18 protein-coding genes are annotated in these 21,473 nt (G+C 68.9%); 9 read left to right on the plus strand and 9 right to left on the minus strand.

The window, feature by feature from the left end:
* Positions 1-5: 5 nt before the first annotated feature.
* The 3 genes from gcvP (at position 6) to A7U43_RS15170 (ending at position 4,627) form a co-directional block, all read left to right on the plus strand.
* Positions 6-2,834, plus strand: coding sequence for an aminomethyl-transferring glycine dehydrogenase (gene gcvP, locus A7U43_RS15160; RefSeq protein WP_067996747.1), 2,829 nt, complete (start codon positions 6-8; stop codon positions 2,832-2,834).
* 9 nt (positions 2,835-2,843) lie between these two features.
* A complete protein-coding gene (locus A7U43_RS15165; RefSeq protein ID WP_067996750.1) occupies positions 2,844-3,710 on the plus strand; it encodes an alpha/beta fold hydrolase in 867 nt (288 codons plus the stop codon).
* Positions 3,711-3,772: 62 nt separating this feature from the next.
* Complete coding sequence (locus A7U43_RS15170) at positions 3,773-4,627, plus strand: endonuclease/exonuclease/phosphatase family protein (RefSeq protein WP_082902150.1); 855 nt, start codon at positions 3,773-3,775, stop codon at positions 4,625-4,627.
* Positions 4,628-4,632: 5 nt separating this feature from the next.
* Here A7U43_RS15170 and A7U43_RS15175 read toward each other — a convergent pair whose 3' ends face one another.
* From A7U43_RS15175 to A7U43_RS15215, 9 genes are all read right to left on the minus strand, one after another.
* Positions 4,633-6,663: a vWA domain-containing protein gene (locus A7U43_RS15175; protein ID WP_067996753.1), complete on the minus strand. Its 2,031-nt coding sequence runs from the start codon at positions 6,661-6,663 to the stop codon at positions 4,633-4,635.
* A gap of 46 nt (positions 6,664-6,709) precedes the next feature.
* On the minus strand, positions 6,710-8,893 hold the full coding sequence (locus A7U43_RS15180) for a malate synthase G (RefSeq protein WP_067996756.1): 2,184 nt from the start codon (positions 8,891-8,893) through the stop codon (positions 6,710-6,712).
* 27 nt (positions 8,894-8,920) lie between these two features.
* Positions 8,921-9,814, minus strand: a complete 894-nt coding sequence (locus A7U43_RS15185) for a 3-methyladenine DNA glycosylase (RefSeq protein ID WP_067996759.1) — start codon at positions 9,812-9,814, stop codon at positions 8,921-8,923.
* Positions 9,814-10,866 carry a hemolysin family protein gene (locus A7U43_RS15190; RefSeq protein ID WP_067996762.1) on the minus strand — a complete coding sequence of 351 codons (1,053 nt, stop codon included), beginning with the start codon at positions 10,864-10,866 and terminating at the stop codon, positions 9,814-9,816. Before A7U43_RS15190 ends, A7U43_RS15185 begins: the two co-directional genes overlap by 1 nt.
* Positions 10,856-12,223 carry a hemolysin family protein gene (locus tag A7U43_RS15195; RefSeq protein WP_067996765.1) on the minus strand — a complete coding sequence of 456 codons (1,368 nt, stop codon included), beginning with the start codon at positions 12,221-12,223 and terminating at the stop codon, positions 10,856-10,858. The genes A7U43_RS15190 and A7U43_RS15195 overlap by 11 nt, the downstream gene beginning before the upstream one ends.
* A 214-nt stretch (positions 12,224-12,437) precedes the next feature.
* On the minus strand, positions 12,438-13,874 hold the full coding sequence (locus A7U43_RS15200; RefSeq protein ID WP_067996767.1) for a GuaB1 family IMP dehydrogenase-related protein: 1,437 nt from the start codon (positions 13,872-13,874) through the stop codon (positions 12,438-12,440).
* A 100-nt stretch (positions 13,875-13,974) separates the two neighbouring features.
* Positions 13,975-15,429 carry an NADP-dependent phosphogluconate dehydrogenase gene (gene gndA / locus A7U43_RS15205; RefSeq protein WP_067996770.1) on the minus strand — a complete coding sequence of 485 codons (1,455 nt, stop codon included), beginning with the start codon at positions 15,427-15,429 and terminating at the stop codon, positions 13,975-13,977.
* 77 nt (positions 15,430-15,506) lie between these two features.
* The gene (locus A7U43_RS15210) at positions 15,507-16,454 is read right to left on the minus strand and encodes a M56 family metallopeptidase (protein WP_067996773.1); all 948 of its coding nucleotides are present in this window, start codon (positions 16,452-16,454) and stop codon (positions 15,507-15,509) included.
* A gap of 14 nt (positions 16,455-16,468) precedes the next feature.
* The gene (locus tag A7U43_RS15215; protein WP_067996775.1) at positions 16,469-16,885 is read right to left on the minus strand and encodes a BlaI/MecI/CopY family transcriptional regulator; all 417 of its coding nucleotides are present in this window, start codon (positions 16,883-16,885) and stop codon (positions 16,469-16,471) included.
* Positions 16,886-17,101: 216 nt separating this feature from the next.
* On the opposite strand from A7U43_RS15215, the gene A7U43_RS15220 reads away from it, so the two are divergent.
* The 6 genes from A7U43_RS15220 to A7U43_RS15245 all read left to right on the plus strand — a co-directional run bounded on the left by A7U43_RS15220 (position 17,102) and on the right by A7U43_RS15245 (position 21,458).
* On the plus strand, positions 17,102-17,881 hold the full coding sequence (locus A7U43_RS15220; RefSeq protein ID WP_068002792.1) for an iron reductase: 780 nt from the start codon (positions 17,102-17,104) through the stop codon (positions 17,879-17,881).
* 154 nt (positions 17,882-18,035) lie between these two features.
* A complete protein-coding gene (locus tag A7U43_RS15225; RefSeq protein ID WP_067996778.1) occupies positions 18,036-18,437 on the plus strand; it encodes a PaaI family thioesterase in 402 nt (133 codons plus the stop codon).
* Positions 18,438-18,483: 46 nt separating this feature from the next.
* Positions 18,484-18,786 carry an urease subunit gamma gene (locus A7U43_RS15230; protein WP_067996781.1) on the plus strand — a complete coding sequence of 101 codons (303 nt, stop codon included), beginning with the start codon at positions 18,484-18,486 and terminating at the stop codon, positions 18,784-18,786.
* Positions 18,787-18,796: 10 nt separating this feature from the next.
* Positions 18,797-19,111, plus strand: coding sequence for an urease subunit beta (locus A7U43_RS15235; protein WP_067996785.1), 315 nt, complete (start codon positions 18,797-18,799; stop codon positions 19,109-19,111).
* Complete coding sequence (locus tag A7U43_RS15240) at positions 19,108-20,829, plus strand: urease subunit alpha (protein ID WP_067996789.1); 1,722 nt, start codon at positions 19,108-19,110, stop codon at positions 20,827-20,829. Before A7U43_RS15235 ends, A7U43_RS15240 begins: the two co-directional genes overlap by 4 nt.
* Positions 20,829-21,458 carry an urease accessory protein UreF gene (locus tag A7U43_RS15245; RefSeq protein ID WP_067996792.1) on the plus strand — a complete coding sequence of 210 codons (630 nt, stop codon included), beginning with the start codon at positions 20,829-20,831 and terminating at the stop codon, positions 21,456-21,458. The genes A7U43_RS15240 and A7U43_RS15245 overlap by 1 nt, the downstream gene beginning before the upstream one ends.
* The last annotated feature ends 15 nt before the right edge of the window (positions 21,459-21,473 follow it).

Raw genomic sequence — 21,473 nt, forward strand, 5'->3', positions numbered from 1 at the left:
ATCTCGTGTCTGTTGACCATTCCGGCTTTGTCGGCCGCCATATCGGACCCGACGCCGATGCCATCGCCACCATGCTGGGCGTCATCGGTGTGGGCTCGCTCGATGAGTTGGCCGAGAAGGCGTTGCCGGCGGGCATCCTCGACGCGGTGGACGGCAACGGTCTGGCGCCCGGGCTGGAACACCTGCCGCCGGCCGCGACCGAGGAGGAGGCGCTCGCCGAACTGCGCGCGCTGGCCGACTCCAACACCGTCGCCGTCTCGATGATCGGCCAGGGCTACTTCGACACGCTGACCCCGCCGGTGCTCAAGCGCAACATCCTGGAGAACCCCGCCTGGTACACCGCCTACACGCCGTACCAGCCCGAGATCAGCCAGGGCCGGCTCGAGGCGCTGCTGAACTTCCAGACCATGGTCGCCGACCTGACCGGCCTCGATGTGGCGAACGCGTCGATGCTCGACGAGGGCACCGCCGCCGCCGAGGCGATGACGCTGATGCATCGCGCGGTCAAGGGCCCGTCGAACCGTCTGGTGGTCGATGCCGACGTGTACGCCCAGACCGCGGCGGTGATCGCCACCCGCGCCGAGCCACTCGGCATCGAGATCGTGACCGCCGACCTGCGCGACGGCCTGCCCGACGGCGACGTCTTCGGCGTCATCGTCCAGCTGCCCGGCGCGAGCGGACGCATCGACGACTGGTCGGATCTGATCGCCGCCGCCCATGAGCGTGGCGCGCTGGTCGCGGTCGGGGCCGACCTGCTGGCCGCCACCCTGATCACCCCGCCCGGTGACCTCGGCGCCGACGTCGCCTTCGGCACCACCCAACGTTTCGGTGTGCCCATGGGATTCGGCGGCCCGCACGCCGGCTACCTGGCGGTGCACACCAAGCACGCCCGCCAGCTGCCGGGGCGGCTGGTCGGGGTCTCGCTCGACGCCGACGGCACCCCGGCCTACCGGCTGAGCTTGCAGACCCGCGAACAGCACATCCGCCGGGACAAGGCGACCAGCAACATCTGCACCGCGCAGGTGCTGTTGGCCGTGATGGCCGCCATGTACGCCAGCTACCACGGCGGGGCCGGATTGGCGGCGATCGCCCGCCGGGTGCACGAGCAAGCCGCGAAGATCGGTGCGGCCCTGGGCGATTCGCTGGTGCACCAGACGTTCTTCGACACCGTGCTGGCGCACGTGCCCGGCCGCGCCGATGAGGTCGTGGCGGCCGCCAAATCCGCCGGTATCAACCTGTGGCGCGTGGACGCCGACCACGTGTCGGTGGCCTGTGACGAGGCCACCACCGACGCGCATGTCGCGGCCGTGCTGGAGGCGTTCGCGGTGACGCCCGCGCAGCCCTCGGGCACCGATATCGCCACCCGGACATCGGAATTCCTGACCCACCCGGCGTTTCACCAGTACCGCACCGAAACCTCGATGATGCGTTACCTACGATCGCTGGCCGACAAGGACATCGCGCTGGACCGCAGCATGATCCCGCTGGGTTCGTGCACGATGAAGCTCAACGCCGCCGCCGAGATGGAGCCGATCACCTGGCCGGAATTCGCCGCGCAGCATCCGTTCGCCCCGGCATCGGACAACCCGGGCCTGCGCCGGCTGATCGCCGACCTGCAGGACTGGCTGACCGGGATCACCGGCTACGACGAAATCTCGTTGCAGCCCAATGCCGGCTCGCAGGGGGAGTACGCCGGGCTGCTCGCCATCCAGGCTTACCACCGTGCCAACGGCCAGGCCGAACGTGACGTCTGCCTGATCCCGTCCAGTGCGCACGGCACCAACGCCGCCTCGGCCGCGCTGGTCGGGATGCGGGTGGTGGTGGTGACATGCCGGGCCAATGGTGACGTCGACCTCGACGACCTGCGCGCCAAGGTGTCCGAGCATGCCGAGCGTCTGGCCGCGCTGATGATCACCTACCCGTCCACTCACGGGGTGTACGAGCACGACGTCGCCGATATCTGTGCCGCGGTGCACGATGCGGGCGGTCAGGTCTACGTCGACGGAGCCAACCTCAACGCGCTGGTCGGGCTGGCGCGGCCGGGCCGCTTCGGCGGCGACGTCAGCCACCTCAACCTGCACAAGACGTTCTGCATCCCGCACGGCGGCGGCGGCCCCGGTGTCGGCCCGGTGGCGGTGCGCAGCCACCTGGCGCCGTACCTGCCCGGGCATCCGCTGGCCGACGAGCTCGGCGATGACTACACGGTGTCGGCGGCGCCCTACGGGTCGGCGTCCATCCTGCCGATCACCTGGACCTACATCCGGATGATGGGCGGGGCCGGATTGCGGGCGGCGTCACTGACCGCGATCGCCTCGGCGAACTATGTGGCCCGCCGCCTCGACGAGTACTTCCCGGTGCTCTACACCGGTGAGAACGGCATGGTCGCCCACGAGTGCATCCTCGACCTCAACGGCATCACCAAGGCCACCGGAGTCACCGTGGACGACGTGGCGAAGCGGTTGGCTGACTTCGGTTTCCACGCGCCGACCATGAGCTTCCCGGTGGCCGGCACGCTGATGGTGGAGCCCACCGAGAGTGAGAGTCTGGCCGAGGTCGACGCGTTCTGCGACGCGATGATCGCCATCAAGGCCGAGATCGACAAGGTCGGCACGGGGGAATGGCCGGTCGAGGACAATCCGCTGCGCGGCGCCCCGCACACCGCCGACTCGCTGCTGGTCGAGAAGTGGGAGCATCCGTACACCCGCGAGCAGGCCGCCTACCCACTGGGCAAGGGGTTCCGGCCAAAGGTGTGGCCGCCGGTGCGCCGGATCGACGCCGCCTACGGCGACCGCAACCTGGTGTGTTCCTGCCCGCCGGTGGAGGCATTCGCTTAACCTGACTCCGTGTTGCCTGCAGCTGTCCAGGAGTGGCGCGCCGGTGGACGCTTCCTGACCACCTCGGCCGGTTCGGTCTTCGTCCGGTCCGCGCCCGGCACCGGACCCACGGTGCTTCTGCTGCACGGGTTTCCGTCGAGCTCCTTCGACTACCGCGCGGTGGTCACCGCGCTCGGCGGGCGGCCGTGGGTGACCATGGATTTCCTGGGCTTCGGTTTGTCGGACAAACCCCGTCCGCACACATACAGCCTGCTGGAGCAGGCCGATCTGGTGCAGGAGGTGTTGGCGCAGACTACCACCGGGCCGGTGTCGATGGTCGCCCACGACATGGGCACCTCGGTGGCCACCGAGCTGCTGGCCCGGGATGTCGACGGGCAACTGCCCTTCGATCTGCGTTCGGCCGTGCTGACCAACGGCAGTGTGATCCTGGAGCGGGCCAGTCTGCGCCCCTCGCAGAAGGTGTTGCGCGGACCGCTGGGGCCGGTGCTGTCCCGGCTGACCGGACGGGCCGGATTCGTGCGTGGCTTCTCCAGACTGTTCGGTGACGCACACCCGCTGAGCCCCGACGAGGCGCAGGCGCAGTGGGCCCTTCTGTCGCACAACGACGGGCACCGCATCATGCACCTGTTGTGCGCCTACCTCGACGAGCGGGTGCGTTATGCCCCGCGCTGGCACGGGGCGATCAGCGCGTGGCAGAAGCCACTGGGTTTCCTGTGGGGACTGCAGGACCCGGTGGCCACGGTCAACGTCCTGGCCGGACTGCGTGAACTGCGCCCGACGGCCCCGGTCGTCGAGTTACCCGGTGTCGGGCACTACCCGCAGGTGGAGGTGCCGGAGTTGTTCGGCAGGGAGGCGCTCGGACTGCTCGCGCTGTGAGCTGCGCCGCACGCCCGGCGCGCTGCCGAGGGCGAGTCCGGCTGCGGGGTAGCTTGGGCCCCATGGACCGGCTGTGGCAGCGCATCTTCGGTCGCCCGGCGACGGTGCCGGTGCTGCGGTTCGATCCCGGTCGGCAGCGGTGGAACACCGAGCGTGGCAACCGTACTCGATGCGACGCCGAGCGGCTGGCGCTCAGCACATACAACATCTGGTTCAACGAGGAGCACGCCGATCAGCGTCACCGCGCGATCGCCGACCTGTTGGCCCGGGAAGCGCTGGACATCATGGTCTTTCAAGAGGTCACCCCCGCCGCCCGCGCGGTGTTCCTCCAGCAGCCCTGGATCCGGGAACACTACCGCAGTGCCGCGGTCGTCGGCGGGCGCCGCGGCAATTACGGCATGCTGTTGCTGTCCCGCATCCCCGTCGACCGCGTCAGCTACACCCGGCTGCCGACCCGGCTGTCGCGCGGATACCTGACCGCGCAGCTCACCGTCAACGGCGAGCGGCTGATCGTGGTCGGCGTCCACCTCGAAAGCGGAAAGGCCTCCGCTCCGCTGCGTGCCCGCCAACTCGGGCTGATCTGCGGGTCCGTGCGGAACGCCGAGAACGCGGTGGTGCTGGGTGATTTCAACCTTCGTGACGGGGAGAACGGCATTCTGCCTGCCGACTATCGGGACGTCTGGCCGATGCTGCGCCCCGGCGAGCCGGGATACACCGAGGACACCACGATCAACCACATGCGGTTCGACATGAAGGACAAGCACCGCCACGTCCGGTTCGACCGGGTGCTGACCAAGGGGGACAGCTGGTTTGCGGAATCGGTCGACCTGTTGGGGCGCGAGCCGATCTCCCCGGCACTGCCGCGGGTGTTCCCCTCCGATCACTTCGGGGTGCGGTGCGTGCTGCGCCGGAGTTGACGGGTTCAGCCCAGGAACGCGGCGACCGCATCGGCGAGACCGGGATCGTTCGCGCCGGGCACATTGCGGTACTCGCCGCCGCTGGCCCGCGCCACCTCTTCCCACGTCGACCGGTCCGGATCGTCGCCCACGTCGATGACATTCACCGCCACCGGGCGTTCGGGGTCCGCCGCACCCTGGACGTAGGAGATCAGTCCCGGGCCGTCCAGACTGCGGTCGGTGTGCGGACCGGATGTGATCACCAGCACCGAATTCGGTTCGCCGGCCCGGAAGTTGGTCAATGCCTCGGCATAGACGAGTCGCAGCGTGGTGAAGGACACCGCGCCGCTGGCTGATCCGCCCTGGGATTGCAGGCTCGAACCCAGCGCCGCCGACCGCGGGGTGCCGCCGACATCGTCACCGAGCGGACCGGTGGTGATCGCCGAGCGACCGGCCACTCCGTCGAAGGTCCACAATCCCACCGCCGCTGTGGGGGGCAGTTGCTGCAGTCGATCGTCGAGTGCGCTGGCGACATCGGTCAGCCCGGGTGTCGCCTGGCCGAGCATCACGGTGACGGTGCCGCCTCGGGCCGGTGTGGCCAGCCGAGTGGCCAGCGCGGCGCGCGACGCCGGATCGCCGAACGACAGCGGCTGCGCGAGCGCTGGGAAATCGGTGACCGGACTGCTCGGCGGTGCGACACCCTCGACGCGGAAGCCGGCCTTGGCAAGCTCGGCGAGTTGTTCGGGTTTTCGCATGAAGCGGTCGAACTCGCTTGCCGCGGTGAGCTGTTCCTTGGACAGCCAGTCACCGCTGAGCAGCACTGCGGGGAAATCGGCGACAGCGGTCGGACCCGAAGGGATCCAGGCGCTGAGGACATTGGCGGCGTCGGCGACATCCGCACCCCGCTCGAACAGCTTCTGCTCGGTGGTGGCGACCGCGTGTACGGGTGCCGTCGCCGGGTCGGAGGCGTTGACGAGGGCATCCAGTGCCGTCGAGGCCGCGGTATCGGCCAACTCGGGTTGCCCGGCCAGCAGCCGTTGTGCGGCACCCGCGCCGGCAGAGCCCGGCGACCCGGCGGGCGCCGACGCGGCGGCCACCGCCTCGGCGGCCAGATAGGCGGCGTCGCTGTTACCGGTGAGCGGCAGCGACAATTTGAGTGCGCCCCAGCCCGGCAGGTTGAGCCCGTCCAGTGCGGCCGGATCGCTCTGCAGTCCGGGCAGGCTGGACCAGTTCTGCTGGGCCAGTGCCGCTTTGAGCTCGGGGCGGACGGCGAGCACGACCGGCGAGCTCACCAGCGGGCGGCTGTCGATGACGGTCTTGCCGCCGCTGGCGGTTTCCAGCCGCGCCGAGGAGATCGAACTCGCCGGGATCCACAGTGCGGGGCGCTCGCCGAGATCGCCGGGCCACGCCTGGCCGAAACCGTCGATCACCGCGGTGGAGTCCGCGGCCTTGACCGCGACCTGCACGCAGCGGTCACCCACCGGATCCGCGGTCTTGCTGTACTGCTCGGCCAGGGTGCCGACCTGATCGGCGATGGCGGGATCGGCGATGACCGCGACCGTCACCTCGCCCTCGACGCAGCGATCGGCGGAGGCTTGGCTGCGGTTGGACAGGGCGTCGCCGAAGAAGCGCCACAGAATGACGGCGCCGACCACCACGACGACGGTGATCAACGCACCGATGACGACCGGGCTGACCTTGCGCCGGCCCGGAGTCACCGCACGGTGACTGCCCGTCCATTCACCGCTGTCGTAGGCGCGCTGGCGACCGGTGACCGAGAACGCCTGGGTGGGCTGATCCTCGTCGGCGACCGCGGGGAATCCGCGCGGTGCCGGTGCGGGCTCGTCATAGCCGGCACCGGTGTCGTAGCCGGAGTCGCTGTCGTATCCGGAGTCGTCGTCGTAGCGGTAATCGTCGGGACCGTATTCGCCTGCGTCCGCACCGAAGTCACCGAAACCGGAGCCGCTCCCGGCGGCGTCTGACCCGTAACCGGCGTCCGGCCCCTGGGAGGTCCGGTCGCCGGTGTCGTCGGGGTCGGGAATGCTGTGCCTGCCCATCCCTACCCTCTTAGCTCGTCGTGTCGAATGCCCCGCCGAAGTCTAGTCACTGGCTCGCGGCACGCGCCTTGAACTCGCGGCGGCGGCGGTGCAGGATCGGCTCGGTGTAGCCGCTGGGCTGCTGGGTCCCGGCCAGGATCAGCTCCTGAGCCGCCTGGAACGCGATGCTGGCCTCCGGGTCGGGGGCCATCGGCAGATAGTCGGGATCTCCGGCGTTCTGCTCGTCGACGACCGCGGCCATCCGGCGCAGGCTGGCCTTGACGTCCCCTTCGGTGATCACACCGTGGCGCAGCCAGTTGGCCAGTAGCTGGCTGGAGATGCGCAGCGTGGCACGGTCTTCCATCAGCGCGACGTTGTGGATGTCGGGCACCTTGGAGCAGCCGACGCCGGCGTCGACCCAGCGCACCACGTAGCCCAGGATGGACTGGCAGTTGTTGTCCACCTCTTCGTGGATCTCATCGGGTGACCAGGCCAGCTCGCCGGCCAGCGGGATGGTCAGCAGCTCGTCGATGGTGGCGCGCTTCTTCCCGGCCAGTTCCTCCTGCACCGCGGCGACGTCGACCTGGTGGTAGTGCATGGCGTGCAGGGTGGCCGCAGTCGGGGAGGGCACCCACGCCGTGGTGGCGCCGGCGCGGGGCTGGCCGATCTTCTGCTCGACCATATCGGCCATCAGATCGGTCATCGCCCACATGCCCTTGCCGATCTGCGCGCGCCCGGACAGGCCGGTGGCCAGACCGACATCGACGTTGTTGTCCTCGTAGGCCTTGATCCACGGCTGCGATTTCATCGCGCCCTTGCGGATCATCGGGCCGGCCTCCATCGAGGTGTGGATCTCGTCGCCGGTGCGGTCCAGGAAACCGGTGTTGATGAACACCACCCGATCGGCGGCGGCCTTGATGGCGGCCTTCAGGTTCAGCGTGGTGCGGCGCTCCTCGTCCATGATGCCGACCTTCAGGGTGCCCTGGGGCAGGCCGAGAACATCCTCGACGCGGCTGAACAGCTCACAGGTGAACGCGACCTCGTCGGGGCCGTGCATCTTGGGCTTCACGATGTACACCGAGCCGGTGCGGCTGTTGCGGTACGGCCCGTTCTGGTCGCCCTCGGACAGTCCGTGCATCGCGATCAGACCGGTGAACAGCGCGTCCTGGATGCCTTCGGGAACTTCCGCGCCGTCCGCACCGTCGGCGTCGAAGACGATCGCGTCATTGGTCATCAGGTGCCCGACGTTGCGCACGAACAGCAGGCTGCGTCCGGGCAGGGTGAGCTCACCCTCGCCGTCCGGGCGGGTGAAGACACGGTCGGGGTTGAGCACCCGGGTGAACGACTTGCCGCCCTTGCTGACCTCTTCGGAGAGATCGCCGCGGTTGAGTCCCAGCCAGTTGCGGTATCCGAGCACCTTGTCTTCGGCGTCCACGGCGGCCACCGAGTCCTCGAAGTCCATGATGGTGGTGATCGCGGACTCCAGCACCACATCCTTGATGCCGGCCTTGTCGCCGGCGCCGATCGGGGAGTCCGGGTCGATGAGGATCTCGATGTGCAGGCCGTTGTGCTCCAGCAGCACCGACCAGGACGGGGAGCCGAGTTCACCGGTGTAGCCGACAAAGGCGCTCGGGTCGGCGAGGGCGGGCGAGAGCTGTCCGTCCTCGATCGTCAGGCCGTCGATATCGGCCCACGAGCCCGACGCCAGCGGCACCGCCTCGTCGAGGAACGTGCGGGCGTAGGCGATGACCTTGTCGCCGCGGACCGTGTTATAGGAGGAGCCTGCCTCGGCGCCACCCTCGTCGGAGATGACGTCGGTGCCGTACAGCGCGTCGTACAGCGACCCCCATCGGGCGTTGGCCGCATTCAGGGCGAACCGGGCATTGAGGATCGGCACCACCAGCTGCGGGCCGGCGGTGCTGGTGATCTCGGTATCGACCCCGGAGGTGGTGACGGTGAAATCGTCCGGTTCCGGAGTCAGGTAGCCGATATCGGTGAGGAACTGCTTGTACTCGGCCGCGTCGAACGGGCCGATGACCCGGGCCCGGTGCCACTTGTCGATCTGGGCCTGCAGGTCATCGCGGCGCGCCAGCAGATCCTGGTTCTGCGGGGTGAGGTCGGCGACGACCTTGTCGACACCGGACCAGAAGGTATCGGGGTCCAGGCCGGTGCCGGGCAACGCTTCGGCCGTGATGAAGTCATGCAGAACCTTGGCAACCCGCAGGTTGCCCACCGTCACGCGCTCGGTCATGTTTCCTCCCTTAGCAGTCGGACTAGTTTACCCGCCGGTAACTGCCGGCGACCCCGCGGTGGACCTGGTGAGCAGCAGCTCACACCGGCGAGCCAGTTCTGCGCGCAACGGCGCGGCCCGTTCGGTGATGCCCTGCTGGGCCTTGACGTACTCGGCGCGCCCGGCCGCGGTCTCGATGGTAATCGGCGCAAATCCGTAGTCGGTCAGGTCGTATGGGCTGGCACGCATATCGATGGCACGGGCGTCGGCGGCCAGGTCCAGACAGTCCATCACCAGTTCCGAGGGCACCAACGGACCCAGTTTGTAGGCCCATTTGTACAAGTCCATCGCCGCGTGAATGCACCCCGGCTGCTCGGTCGCCAGCTGGGTGTCGCGGCGCAACTGCTCACCGTTGAGCTCGGCGGCGGCCGGGGTGAAGAACCTGAACGCGTCGAAATGGCTGCACCGCAACGGCATCGCATCGACGACTGCATCGGTGCCCGGCGCCCCGAGTCGCAGCGGCACCTGACCGTGGCGCACCTCGGGGGACCGGTAGACCATCGCCCACTCGTGCAGCCCGAAACAGTTGAAGCGTGGCGCCCGGTCGGCCGTGGCCGACAGCAGCTCCGCGATGAAGGACACGGTGGGGCGCCGCGACGCCAGTGCGGTGTCGGTCACCGTCGCCGCGCCGTCGACACGGTCATAACCGGGGCGGGTGGCGAAGCGTCCGGCCGCCGGCCCGTCCAGATAGATCCCGAAGCCCGGGTGCCAGCGCCGCAACTGGCGGGGACGCAGGCTGTAGTAGGTGAACAGGAAATCCCACACCGGGTGCGGTTCGCCCCGTTGCGCGCGGTGCTGGTGCGGTGCGGTGAACCGGTGCACCCGCTGCTGGTGCGCGGCCTCGCGGGCCAGCCAGTCCGCTTCGGGCAGGACCGTGGCCATCAGACCCGGTGCGTCCCGTCGCGCACGGTGCCCACCAGGTCCTCCACCAGGTCCTCCAGCGTGACCATCGCGGTGATCCGACCGCCATCGGTCACCAGAGCGAGGTGACTCTTGTTGCGGCGCAACCGAGTCAACGCGTCCGGCAGCGGCAGCGTCGACGGCATCTGGATCAGCGGGCGGACCATCGCGGAGTCGAGCTGGGTGCGCTCCTCGCTGAGTACCGGCAGCACATCCTTGATGTGCAGATAGCCCAGGTAGCTGCCGTCGGCATTGGTGACGGGGAACCGGGAATACCCGGTCTCCGAGAGCGCCTGCTCGACGGCGGCGATGGTGGGGCCCGACCCCGGCGCGGCGACCGGCACCGCGCGGATACGGTCCAGTGGGATGGCCAGGTCCGCCACGCAGCGGTCGCGGATCTGCAGCGCGCGGGTCAACCGGGTGTGCTCCTCGCGGTCGAGCAGCCCCTCGGACAGCGATTCGGCGATCATGTCCGACAGCTCGACGGTGGAGACCGTGACGTCGAGTTCGTCCTTGGGTTCCACCCGCAGCGCCCGCAGCGTGGTGTTGGCGGCCCAGTTGTAGAACGCGATGAGCGGCCGTGCCGCGCGGATGTAGATCAGGTACGGCGGCACCAGCAGCATCGCGGTGGCCTCCGGGCCGGCGATGGCGATGTTCTTGGGCACCATCTCGCCCAGCAGCACGTGCAGGGTCACCACGACCGCCAGCGCCACGATGAACGACACGGTGTGCAGGACGGCGTCCCCGACCCCGAGCAGTGCGAACGGTTTCTCCAGCAGGTGGGCGACCGCGGGTTCGCCGACCCGGCCCAGCAGGATCGAGCAGATGGTGATGCCCAGCTGCGCACCGGCCAGCATCAGCGACAGGTTCTCCGCCGCTCGCATCACCGTGACGGCACGCTTCTTGCCCTGTTCGGCCAGCGCTTCCAGGCGGTCGCGCCGTGCCGAGATCAGGGCGAACTCCGCGCCGACGAAGAACGCGTTGGCGGCCAGCAGCAGCACGGTCAGCGCGACCGCGAACACGTCACCGCCCATCGGGACCCTCGACTTCGTTGCGGCCCTCGGTCTTGACCAGTTCCAGTAGGTCGATGCGACGGCCGTCCATCTTCAGGATGCGGGCCTGCCAGTACACCGGTTCATCGCCGGACTGGTCGGGGTCGAACTCGGTCAGCTCCACGGTTTCGCCGACCTCGGGGATGTGCCCGAGCTTCTCCAGCACGAGCCCCCCGATCGTCTCGTAGTCGCCCTCGGGTGCGCGGAACGGCGTCTCGGAATCCACCTCGTCGATCCGGAGCAGCCCGGAGACCTCCCAGCCGGCCCGGCTCTGCACCACATCGGGGGTGGCGTCGTCGTGTTCGTCGCGTACGTCGCCGACGATCTCCTCGATGAGGTCCTCGAAGGTGACCATGCCTGCCGTGCCGCCGTACTCGTCGACCACCATGGCGGTTTGGATGCCGTTGCCGCGGATCTGGGTCATCACGGCGTCCCCGTCGAGGGATGCGGGCACGGTGGGCACCGGAACCGCCAACCGGGACAGCGGGGTGCTGCCCCGGCGTTGCGGCGGCACCTCGAAGACCTGCTTGACGTGCACCATGCCGACGGTCTGATCCAGGTCACCGTCGACGATGGGAAATCGCGAGTAGCCGGTGCGGATCGCGGCGGACAGCAGGTCGGCAACGGTGTCCTCGAGTTCCAGCGATTCGATCTTCGACCGCGGGGTCATCAGCTCCTCGGCGGAACGGTCGCCGAACTGCAGGGAGCGGTCGACGAGCACGGCGGTGTCGGCGTCCAGCGCGCCACGGCGGGCCGAGGTCCGCACCAGCGACACCAGTTCCTGCGGCGATCGCGCCGAGCGCAATTCCTCGGCCGGCTCGATGCCCATCCGGCGCAGGATCCAGTTGGCGGTGCCGTTGGTGGCCTTGATGACCGGGGTGAACAGCTTGGCGAAATACCACTGCGGCGCGGCGGCGAACCGGGCGGTGGGCAGCGGCTTGGCGACCGCGAGGTTCTTGGGGACCAGCTCGCCGAAGATCATCGACACCGAGGTGGCGATCAGCAGTGCCAGCACCAACGCGATCGGGCTCACCCAGTCGGCCGGGAGGCGCAGCGCGGTCAGCGGCGCGTAGAGCAGGCGGGCCACCACCGGTTCGGCCAGGTACCCGGTGGCCAGGGTGGTGATGGATATGCCCAGCTGGGCACCGGATAGCTGAAAACTCAAGGTGCGGTGCGCCTTGAGGACGAACTGGTCGCGTCGCCCCCCGGTGCGGGCGTTGGCCTCGACGATGCTGCGTTCCAGAGCCGTCAAGGCGAACTCGGCCGCCACGAACAGCGCGGTTCCGGCCGTCAGCAGGACGAACGCCAGCAGGCTGAGAAGCGTCATGGTGAGGTTCATCGGATGCTCACCGGAGGTCTGCCGGGCCTGCTGCCCGGCTGGCTACTGGACGGCTCGGCGTCGGCGGGGTCGTGCGGGGCCGGTGTGCCGAGCGGAATCCCCGCGCCCACTTGAGAACCGTGGGCTTCCACGGGTGCCTGTGGCACGGAGTCCCTCTCTGGTCTGTGTCGACGAAATCCGGTCCATGGTAACCGCCCGCGGCGGGCGGGCGGAATCACCAACCGGTCGGCAGTGGATGCCCCTCGGCGAACCCGGCGGCCGACTGCACGCCGAGCACCACCTTGTCGTGCAGTTCGGGCAGCGTCGCGGCCCCGACGTAGGTGCAGGTGCTGCGCACCCCGGAGGTGATGTGGTCGAGCAGATCCTCGACACCGCCGCGCGCCGCGTCCAGCGCCATCCGGGAGCTGGAGATGCCCTCCTCGAACAGACCCTTGCGCGCCCGGTCGAACGCGCTGTCGGCGGCGGTGCGGGCGGCCACCGCGCGTTTGGAGGCCATTCCGTAGCTCTCCTTGAACGGCTGGCCGTCGCGGTCACGCAGCAGGTCGCCGGGGGACTCGTAGGTGCCGGCAAACCAGGAGCCGATCATCACGTTCGCCGCGCCGGCGGCCAGCGCCAGTGCCACATCGCGCGGATGCCGCACCCCGCCGTCGGCCCACACATGTCCACCGAGTTCTCTTGCCGCAGCCGCGCATTCGACAACGGCGGAGAACTGCGGGCGGCCGACCCCGGTCATCATGCGGGTGGTGCACATCGCACCGGGACCGACGCCCACCTTCACGATCGACGCGCCCGCCCCGATCAGATCCCGGGTGCCCTCGGCGGACACCACGTTGCCCGCCGCGATCGGCAGGCCGAGATCGAGCGAGGCGACCGCGGCGATGGCGTCCAGCATCTTGGCCTGATGGCCGTGCGCGGTGTCGATGACGAGCAGATCCGCGCCGGCCTCGGCGAGGCCGCGTGCCTTGGCGCCGACATCGCCGTTGATACCGACCGCGGCCGCGATCCGCAGCCGTCCCCTGGCGTCCACGGCGGGGGTGTAGATGCCGGCGCGGATGGCGCCGGTCCGGGTCAGTACCCCGGCAAGTTCGCCCTTGCCGTCGGTGAGCACCGCGATGTCGACCGGGGCATGCTCGAGCAGGTCGAAGACCTTGCGTGGGTCGGTGCCGACCGGTGCGGTGATGAAATCACTGATGGCGACGTCGCGGACCCGGGCGAAGCGGTCCACGCCGACGCAGGACGCCTCGGTGACCACGCCGATCGGGCGACCCTCGAACACCACCACCGCCGCACCGTGCGCGCGCTTGTGGATCAGCGCGGTGGCGTCGGACACCGAGTCGTCGGGGCCCAGGATCACCGGTGTGTCGACGACGAGGTCGCGGCTCTTGACGAAGTCGACGGTGTGCGCCACCACCGACAGCGGCAGGTCCTGGGGTAGCACCACGATGCCGCCGCGGCGCGCCACCGTCTCGGCCATCCGCCGTCCGGCGACCGCGGTCATGTTCGCCACCACCACCGGGATGGTGGTCCCCGACCCGTCGACGGTCGACAGATCGACGTCGAACCGCGACGCCACCTCGGAGCGCCCGGGCACGACGAAGACGTCGTTGTAGGTCAGGTCGTAGGGCGGGGTGTGGCCGTTGAGAAACTGCACACCCGTGAGTCTAGTGGGCTCCGAACATCCCGCGAGCAGACGCAAATGGCCGCATTTTGGCCCGTATTGGCGGCCATTTGCGTCTGCTCGCGGGGGAAAGCTAGGCCTGCACCTCGCTGCGGTCACCGCTCCACAGGGTGTGGAAGCGCTTGTCGCGGTCGGTGTCGATGCGGCCATAGGTGTGTGCGCCGAAGAAGTCGCGCAAGCCCTGGGTGAGTGCGGCCGGCAGCCGCTCGGTGCGCAGCCCGTCGTAGTAGGACAGCGCGGAGCTGAAGCCGGGAATCGGGATGCCCAGCGCGGTGGCCGTGACCACGACGCGGCGCCAGCTGTCGATGGCGGCCTCGATGGCGTCGCGGAAGTACGGGTCGACGATCAGGGTGGGCAGATCGGCGTTCTTGTCGAAAGCGTCGGTGATCCGGTTGAGGAACTTGGCCCGGATGATGCAGCCGCCGCGCCAGATGCGCGCCATATCGCCCGGGGTGATGTCCCAGTTGTACTCGGCACTGCCGGCCTGGATCTGGTTGAAACCCTGGGCGTAGGCGATGATCTTCGAGGCGTACAGCGCCTGACGGATGTCCTCGGTGAATTGCGCTGCGTCGCTGGGCTTTTCGCCGAGGCTGCCGGAGGTCAGGCCGGTGGTGGCGGTGCGCTGGGCGACCGAGCCGGACAAGGCGCGGGCGAACACCGCCTCGGCGATGCCGGTGACGGGCACGCCCAGATCGAGAGCGGACTTGACCGTCCAGCGGCCGGTGCCCTTCTGCTCGGCCTCGTCGAGGATCAGGTCGACCAGTGGGGTGCCGGTCTTGGCGTCGACCTGCTTGAGCACCTCGGCGGTGATCTCGACCAGGTAGCTGTCCAGATCGCCCTTGTTCCACTCGGTGAAGACATCGGCGATCTCGCCGGCCGCCAGACCGAGGCCGTCGCGCAACAGCTGGTAGGCCTCGCCGATGAGCTGCATATCGGAGTACTCGATGCCGTTGTGCACCATCTTCACGAAGTGCCCGGCGCCGTCGGGTCCGATGTGGGTGCAACACGGCACGCCGTCGACGTGCGCGGAGATCTCCTCCAGCAGCGGTCCGAGGGAGACGTAGGACTCGGCGGGGCCGCCCGGCATGATCGACGGGCCGTTGAGCGCGCCCTCCTCGCCGCCGGAGATGCCGGCGCCGACGAAGTGCAGCCCACGTTCGCGGATGGCCTTCTCGCGGCGGATGGTGTCGGTGTAGAGCGCGTTGCCGCCGTCGATGATGATGTCGCCTTCCTCCATCGCATCGGCGAGCTCGTTGATGACGGCGTCGGTCGGGTCGCCGGCCTTGACCATGATCAGCACGCGGCGCGGCTTCTCCAGTGCGTCGAGGAACTCGGCGATGGTCTCGGTGCGCACGAAGTTGCCCTCGGTCCCGTGCTCGGCCAGCAGTGCGTCGGTCTTGGCGATCGAGCGGTTGTGCAGCGCAACGGTGTAACCGTGGCGGGCAAAGTTCCGCGCGATGTTGGATCCCATGACCGCGAGGCCGGTGACCCCGATCTGTGCCTTGCCGGTGTTGCCCGAACTGGTCATGCGGCAGCCTTTCAACGTTGTCGTGGCGTCGTCGTGTCTTCAGATGGGTGAATCGCCGCCGGCTCTGGGTTTATGCCCTAATGACTGAACAGGCGGTGCAGCTCGGTGAGCCAGGGAAGTGCCAGCGCCACCGTGGGGATGATCAGGATCGCGGCGGCGGCGGTGTACGCCGCCGCTGCCAGGGCAAGACTATTGCCCTCGCCGCAGAGACGCTGCACGCGGACCACCGTGGTCGGTCCGCCGGCCGCCAGCGCGCCGGACGGGGTGCGTCCACCGGCGCAGGCCACCAGCGCGCGGGCCAGGGGAGTGGGCCCGGCGACCCGGACCGCGGCGTCGTCGGCGAGCAGTTCGATGAGCAGCCGGACCGCGTCGAGGGCGTTGCCGCTGCGCACGAAACGCGGGAACGCGGCATGGACCGCGGTGAACATCTCCAGCACCAGATCGTGGCGGGCACGCAGGTGGGCACGCTCGTGGCTGAGGATGGCGTCGATCTCGGATTCCGACAGCGTGGTGAGCGCACCCTCGCTGACGACCACGCGGCTGCGCACGCCGGGCAGGCAGTAGGCCATCGGCTGGGCGACGCCCAGCACGCGCAGCCCGCTGGGCCGGCGCACGAGATTGCGTACTTCGTCGCGGGACATCCCGACCAGGTCGACCACCATGCGGTGATGGGCGCGACGACGCCGGGTGGCAACGGCGACCTGCAGCACCGCGATGATCAGCCGCGCGCCGATCATCAGGGTGAGCGCAAAGACCACCACGTACAGCGCCCACAGCGGCCAGCCGAGGACGGCGATCTCGCTGGTCAGCGTGGCGGTGGGGCGGCCGTCGGGGCCGGGGACGAACAGCCGGCTGGCGATCGCGAGCCCGGCGGAAAACGCTGACAACACGGCAGCGAGTGCGATGGCCTGCCACAGCACGATGGCGGCACGCGGCGCGCGCAGCGGCCAGGATGCGCGCGCGAGGAGCGCGGGAACCGGACCGACGAGCACCAGCGCGACGATGGAGAAGGCCAGCGCGGACACGCCGTCAGTGTCCCTCAGCCGGTGCCCGAATTACCAGCGGGTGGGCCAACCCGGTGCTTGGACTCCAATTCGGCGAGTGCGCGACGCAGCGCGTCGGCCTCGTCAGCGCCCACGCGTTCGACGAAATGCACCAAGGCGGCCTCGCGACTGCCCGAGTCGGCTGCCTGGTCCAGTGCGTCGACCATCAGGCCGGCGACGAGCTCGTCACGGCCGTGCGTCGGGGCGTAGCGGTGGGCGCGGTCATCGCGATGCTGGACGACGAGATTCTTCTTCGCCAGCCGCTGCAGGACCGTCATGATCGTGGTGTAGGCGAGGTCGCGGCGCGCGGCGAGGGCCTCGTGCACCTGGCGCACCGTTTGCGGTTCGCGCGAGGTCCACAAGTGGTCCATCACTTCGCGCTCGAGTTCCCCGAGCCGCGTCAACTTGGCCATGTTCTGTTCACTCTCCTGAGCAATGGAATCAGGGTACTACGCCCTTACTACCGTGCGTCGTATCCCACCTACGGTCCAGGTCATTCGACGGGCGAGGCGCTCTTCGTGGCCGGTCATGGCCCATTTCCGAGTTATCTGTGAGTCCAGTCACAGGTATTGGTCCGGTTGTCGTCGATGACTATAGTAAGGCTAACCTAACCGAAGGAGGAGGTGCTGATGACGGTCGTGGTCGACGATCCGCTGATCGCGCGCATGTCGATCAGGCGGGCACTGCCGCTACACGAGTCCAGCCGGCGACTGCGGGAGCTCTACCCCGAATGCCCGCGGGTCTACGGGGTGGCGGTGATGGGTGACCTGTCCCGGCGGCGGTGGTGGCCGCTGGTCGAGGTGATGACCACCGACCGGCTGCGCGCCATGTTTGACGCCGCAATCGCCGAGACCGACAGTCGTGCCGCGGTGGCACAGCAGCTGGCGGCGACACTGTCGCACGTGGTGATCGGGCGGGTAGTGCCGCTGGTGGCGCTGGAGGGGCGCGCCTGGGACACCGGGTTGGAGAACCTGTGGGTGCATGTCGACTCCGAGGGCGCCATCGACTGGGTCGGAGTGGTCGATCCGACGCTGCGCGCTCTGCCCGACGACCCGTATCTGGCGCAGCGCGCCACGGTCGGCACGGTGCGCACCACCCGAGACGGCATCGTGGCGCTGCCCAGCGAGGCGGCGCTGACGACATGGGTGGCGCACCGCAGCCACCGCGCCCTGGCCCCGATGTTCGCCAAGCTCTACGAGGTCAGCGACGGCGCCATTTCCATCGCGTCGATGTGGAACATCGTCGGGGCGGCAGTGGTGGGCGCATCGACTCAGGTGCCGCTGCTGGCCGGGTCCAGCGAGCTGACGAGCATGTGCCGCGGCCAGGCGATCCTGGACGCTCTGGTCGGGTTCGGCCTGCCGGTGCGCGGCGCGAACAGGATCGCCGTAGGGAAGGCCTTGCTAAATTAGGGCAGCCTTGCCTATCCTATAGCTGCGAGGCTAACGGACCGAGCCGGAGTCCTGAGGGCTGCAGAGACCCCCGGTCCACTCGAAGGAAGGGCCCCACGCATTACGCGTGGGGCCCTTCCGCATTCTCGGACCAGAAGGTGTAGACACTGATTTCGTGACCGCATCTCTGCCTCCCGGCCTCGGCGCCGGCTTCGACAGCGAATTGGGACTGCAATACCTGGAGGTGACACCGGACGGCGGGCGCGCCAGCCTGGAGATCACCGACAAGGTGAAGCAACCGTGGGGGATCGTCCATGGGGGCGTCTACTGCGCGATCGTGGAGAGCCTGGCGAGTGTCTGCGGGCATGTCTGGCTCGCCGAGCACGGCGGCGGGACCGTCGTCGGCGTCAACAACAACACCGATTTCCTGCGTGCCATCAAATCCGGCACGGTGACCGCGGTTTCGACCCCGATCCACCGCGGCCGCCGCCAGCAGCTCTGGCTGATCACCATCACCGACGAGGACGGCCGCACGGTGGCCCGCGGTCAGGTCAGGTTGCAGAACGTCGCGGAATGACGGCGAGCGCTGCTGATTCACCCGCGGCGTGGCAGTATCGCGCACTATGCGTTTAACGCCGCATGAACAAGAGCGGTTACTCATCTCCTACGCGGCCGAACTGGCCCGGCGAAGGCAAGAGCGCGGCCTCACGCTGAACCACCCCGAGGCCGTCGCACTGATCACCGACCACATCCTGGAGGGGGCCCGCGACGGTCGGACGGTGTCCGAACTCATGGTCAGCGGCCGCGGGGTGCTCACCCGCGAGCAGGTCATGGAGGGCGTCCCGGAAATGCTGCACGACGTGCAGGTCGAGGCGACGTTCCCGGACGGCACAAAACTCGTCACCGTCCACCACCCGATCCCGTGAAAGTGGTGCCATGATTCCCGGTGAATACGTGTTCGGTGACGGTGACATCGATCTCAATGCCGGAGCGCCGCAGCTCTCGCTGCAGGTGGTCAACACCGGTGACCGGCCCGTGCAGGTGGGCAGCCATGTGCATCTGCCGCAGGCCAACTCGGCACTGGACTTCGATCGCGCCGCCGCACACGGGCACCGCCTCGATATCCCCGCGGGCACCGCCGTGCGCTTCGAACCCGGCATCGCCCAGCGTGTTTCACTGGTTCCGCTGAGTGGGACCCGCGAGGTGCACGGGCTGTCGCTGAACCCGCCCGGCAGATTGGACCAGTCGTGAGTTCGCTTTCCCGTGACCGCTATGCCGCGCTGTACGGTCCCACCACCGGGGACCGGATCAGGCTGGCCGACACCGACCTGTTCATCGAGATCACCGAGGACCGCAGCGGCGGGCCGGGTTTGGCCGGCGACGAAGCGGTGTTCGGTGGCGGCAAGGTACTGCGCGAATCGATGGGCCAGAGCCGGGCAACCCGGGCCGACGGTTCGCCGGACACCGTCATCACCGGAGCGGTCATTCTCGACTACTGGGGAATCATCAAGGCCGATATCGGAATCCGCGACGGGCGCATCGTGGCGATCGGCAAGGCGGGCAACCCCGACATCATGTCCGGCGTGCACCCCGACCTGGTGGTCGGTCCGTCCACCGAGATCATCGCCGGGAACGGCCGGATCGTCACCGCCGGCGCCATCGACTGCCACGTGCACCTGATCTGCCCGCAGATCATGGAGGAGGCCCTGGGCGGCGGCATCACCACCATCATCGCCGGCGGCACCGGCCCCGCGGAGGGCAGCAAGGCCACCACGGTCACCCCCGGTTCCTGGCATCTGGCCCGGATGCTGGAAGCGCTGGACGGCTGGCCGCTGAACGTCGCGCTGCTCGGCAAGGGGAACACCGTCAGCTCCGATGCGTTGTGGGAGCAGTTGCGCGGTGGGGCAGCCGGATTCAAGCTGCACGAGGACTGGGGCACCACCCCCGCGGCGATCGACGCCTGCCTGACGGTGGCCGAGGCGGCCGGCGTGCAGGCCAACATCCACACCGACACGCTCAACGAGATGGGTTTCGTAGAGGGCACGTTGGCCGCGGTGAAGGGCCGCTCCATCCACGCCTATCACACCGAGGGTGCGGGAGGCGGGCATGCGCCCGACATCATCACCGTCGCCGGTGAGCCCAATGTGCTCCCGAGTTCGACCAACCCGACCCGGCCGCACACCGTCAACACCCTCGACGAACATCTGGACATGTTGATGGTGTGCCACCATCTGAACCCGAGCATCCCCGAGGATCTCGCGTTCGCGGAGAGTCGAATCCGCCCGTCGACCATCGCCGCGGAGGATCTGCTGCACGATATCGGCGCGATCTCGATGATCGGCAGTGACGCCCAGGCCATGGGACGGATCGGCGAGGTGGTACTGCGCACCTGGCAGACCGCGCACGTCATGAAGCGCCGCAGGGGATTTCTGGAAGGTGACCTGCGGGCCGACAACAACCGGGCCCGACGCTACGTCGCGAAGTACACCATCTGCCCGGCGGTGGCGCACGGCATGGATCACGAGATCGGTTCGGTGGAGGTCGGCAAGCTGGCCGATCTGGTGCTCTGGGAGCCGGCCTTCTTCGGTGTCCGCCCGCACGCCGTCATCAAGGGCGGCATGATCGCCTGGGCGGCCATGGGCGACGCCAACGCCTCCATTCCGACCCCGCAGCCGGTGCTGCCCCGGCCCATGTTCGGTGCCGCGCCGGCGGCCGCGGCCGCCACGTCGGTGCATTTCGTGGCACCTCAAGCGCTGGAGGACGGTCTGCCCGACCGGCTCGACGTCCGGCGAAAGCTGCTGGCGGTGAGCAACGTCCGACGGGTGGGCAAGGCCCAGATGCCGCTCAACGACGCACTGCCACGGATCGAGGTCGACGCCGACACCTTCACCGTGCGTATCGACGGCGAGGTCTGGCAGGAGCAGCCCGCCGCCGAACTGCCGATGGCGCAGCGCTACTTCTTGTTCTGATGCTGGCCACACTGCTCACCCTGGCCGACTCCCGGCTGCCCACCGGCGGTCACGTGCACTCCGGCGGCGTCGAAGAGGCGATCACGGCCGGGCGGGTCACCGACGTCGAGACGCTGCGTGCCTACCTGTGCCGGCGCATCCGCAGCCAGGGTCTGGTCAGCGCGTCGTTGGCCGCCGCCGTGCACACCGGTGGTCTGTCGGTCGATGCAGCCGATGCCGAAACCGATGCCCGCACACCGTCTCCGGCGGCGCGGACCGCCTCGCGGGCGCAGGGCCGTGGGCTGCTGAGGCTGGCCCGACGGGTGTGGCCGGACCACTCCTGGGATCCGCTGGGGCCAAAGCCGCACCTCGCTGTGGTCGCCGGTGTGGTGGGTGTCGCCGGTGCGGTGGTTCCCGAGCACACCGCGCTCTCGGTCGTCTACACCACGATGACCGGCTCGGCGACCGCGGCGCAGCGGCTGCTCGCCCTGGATCCCGCCGATGTGGCGGCACTGACCTTCGAGTTGTCCGCGCTGTGCGAGCAGACCGCGGCGCGAGCGGTGACCGAGCTCGCCGACCTCTCCGATCCGCTGCTCGACGTGCAGGCCGAAGGGCACGCGGCGCGTGAGCGACCGTTGTTCTTTTCCTGAAAAGCCATGATTTGA

Source organism: Mycobacterium adipatum, assembly GCF_001644575.1.
Classification (GTDB): Bacteria; Actinomycetota; Actinomycetes; order Mycobacteriales; family Mycobacteriaceae; genus Mycobacterium; species Mycobacterium adipatum.

Bases quoted from the DNA above. Each gene is read 5' to 3' on its own strand.
- A7U43_RS15170 (WP_082902150.1), top strand. From the start codon at position 3,773: ATGGACCGGCTGTGGCAGCGCATCTTCGGTCGCCCGGCGACGGTGCCG.
- A7U43_RS15190 (WP_067996762.1), bottom strand. From the start codon at position 10,866: ATGGGCGGTGACGTGTTCGCGGTCGCGCTGACCGTGCTGCTGCTGGCC.
- A7U43_RS15230 (WP_067996781.1), top strand. From the start codon at position 18,484: ATGCGTTTAACGCCGCATGAACAAGAGCGGTTACTCATCTCCTACGCG.
- A7U43_RS15185 (WP_067996759.1), bottom strand. From the start codon at position 9,814: ATGGCCACGGTCCTGCCCGAAGCGGACTGGCTGGCCCGCGAGGCCGCG.
- A7U43_RS15175 (WP_067996753.1), bottom strand. From the start codon at position 6,663: ATGGGCAGGCACAGCATTCCCGACCCCGACGACACCGGCGACCGGACC.
- A7U43_RS15195 (WP_067996765.1), bottom strand. From the start codon at position 12,223: ATGAACCTCACCATGACGCTTCTCAGCCTGCTGGCGTTCGTCCTGCTG.
- A7U43_RS15215 (WP_067996775.1), bottom strand. From the start codon at position 16,885: ATGGCCAAGTTGACGCGGCTCGGGGAACTCGAGCGCGAAGTGATGGAC.
- gndA (WP_067996770.1), bottom strand. From the start codon at position 15,429: ATGACCAGTTCGGGCAACACCGGCAAGGCACAGATCGGGGTCACCGGC.
- A7U43_RS15245 (WP_067996792.1), top strand. From the start codon at position 20,829: ATGCTGGCCACACTGCTCACCCTGGCCGACTCCCGGCTGCCCACCGGC.
- A7U43_RS15220 (WP_068002792.1), top strand. From the start codon at position 17,102: ATGACGGTCGTGGTCGACGATCCGCTGATCGCGCGCATGTCGATCAGG.
- A7U43_RS15180 (WP_067996756.1), bottom strand. From the start codon at position 8,893: ATGACCGAGCGCGTGACGGTGGGCAACCTGCGGGTTGCCAAGGTTCTG.
- A7U43_RS15235 (WP_067996785.1), top strand. From the start codon at position 18,797: ATGATTCCCGGTGAATACGTGTTCGGTGACGGTGACATCGATCTCAAT.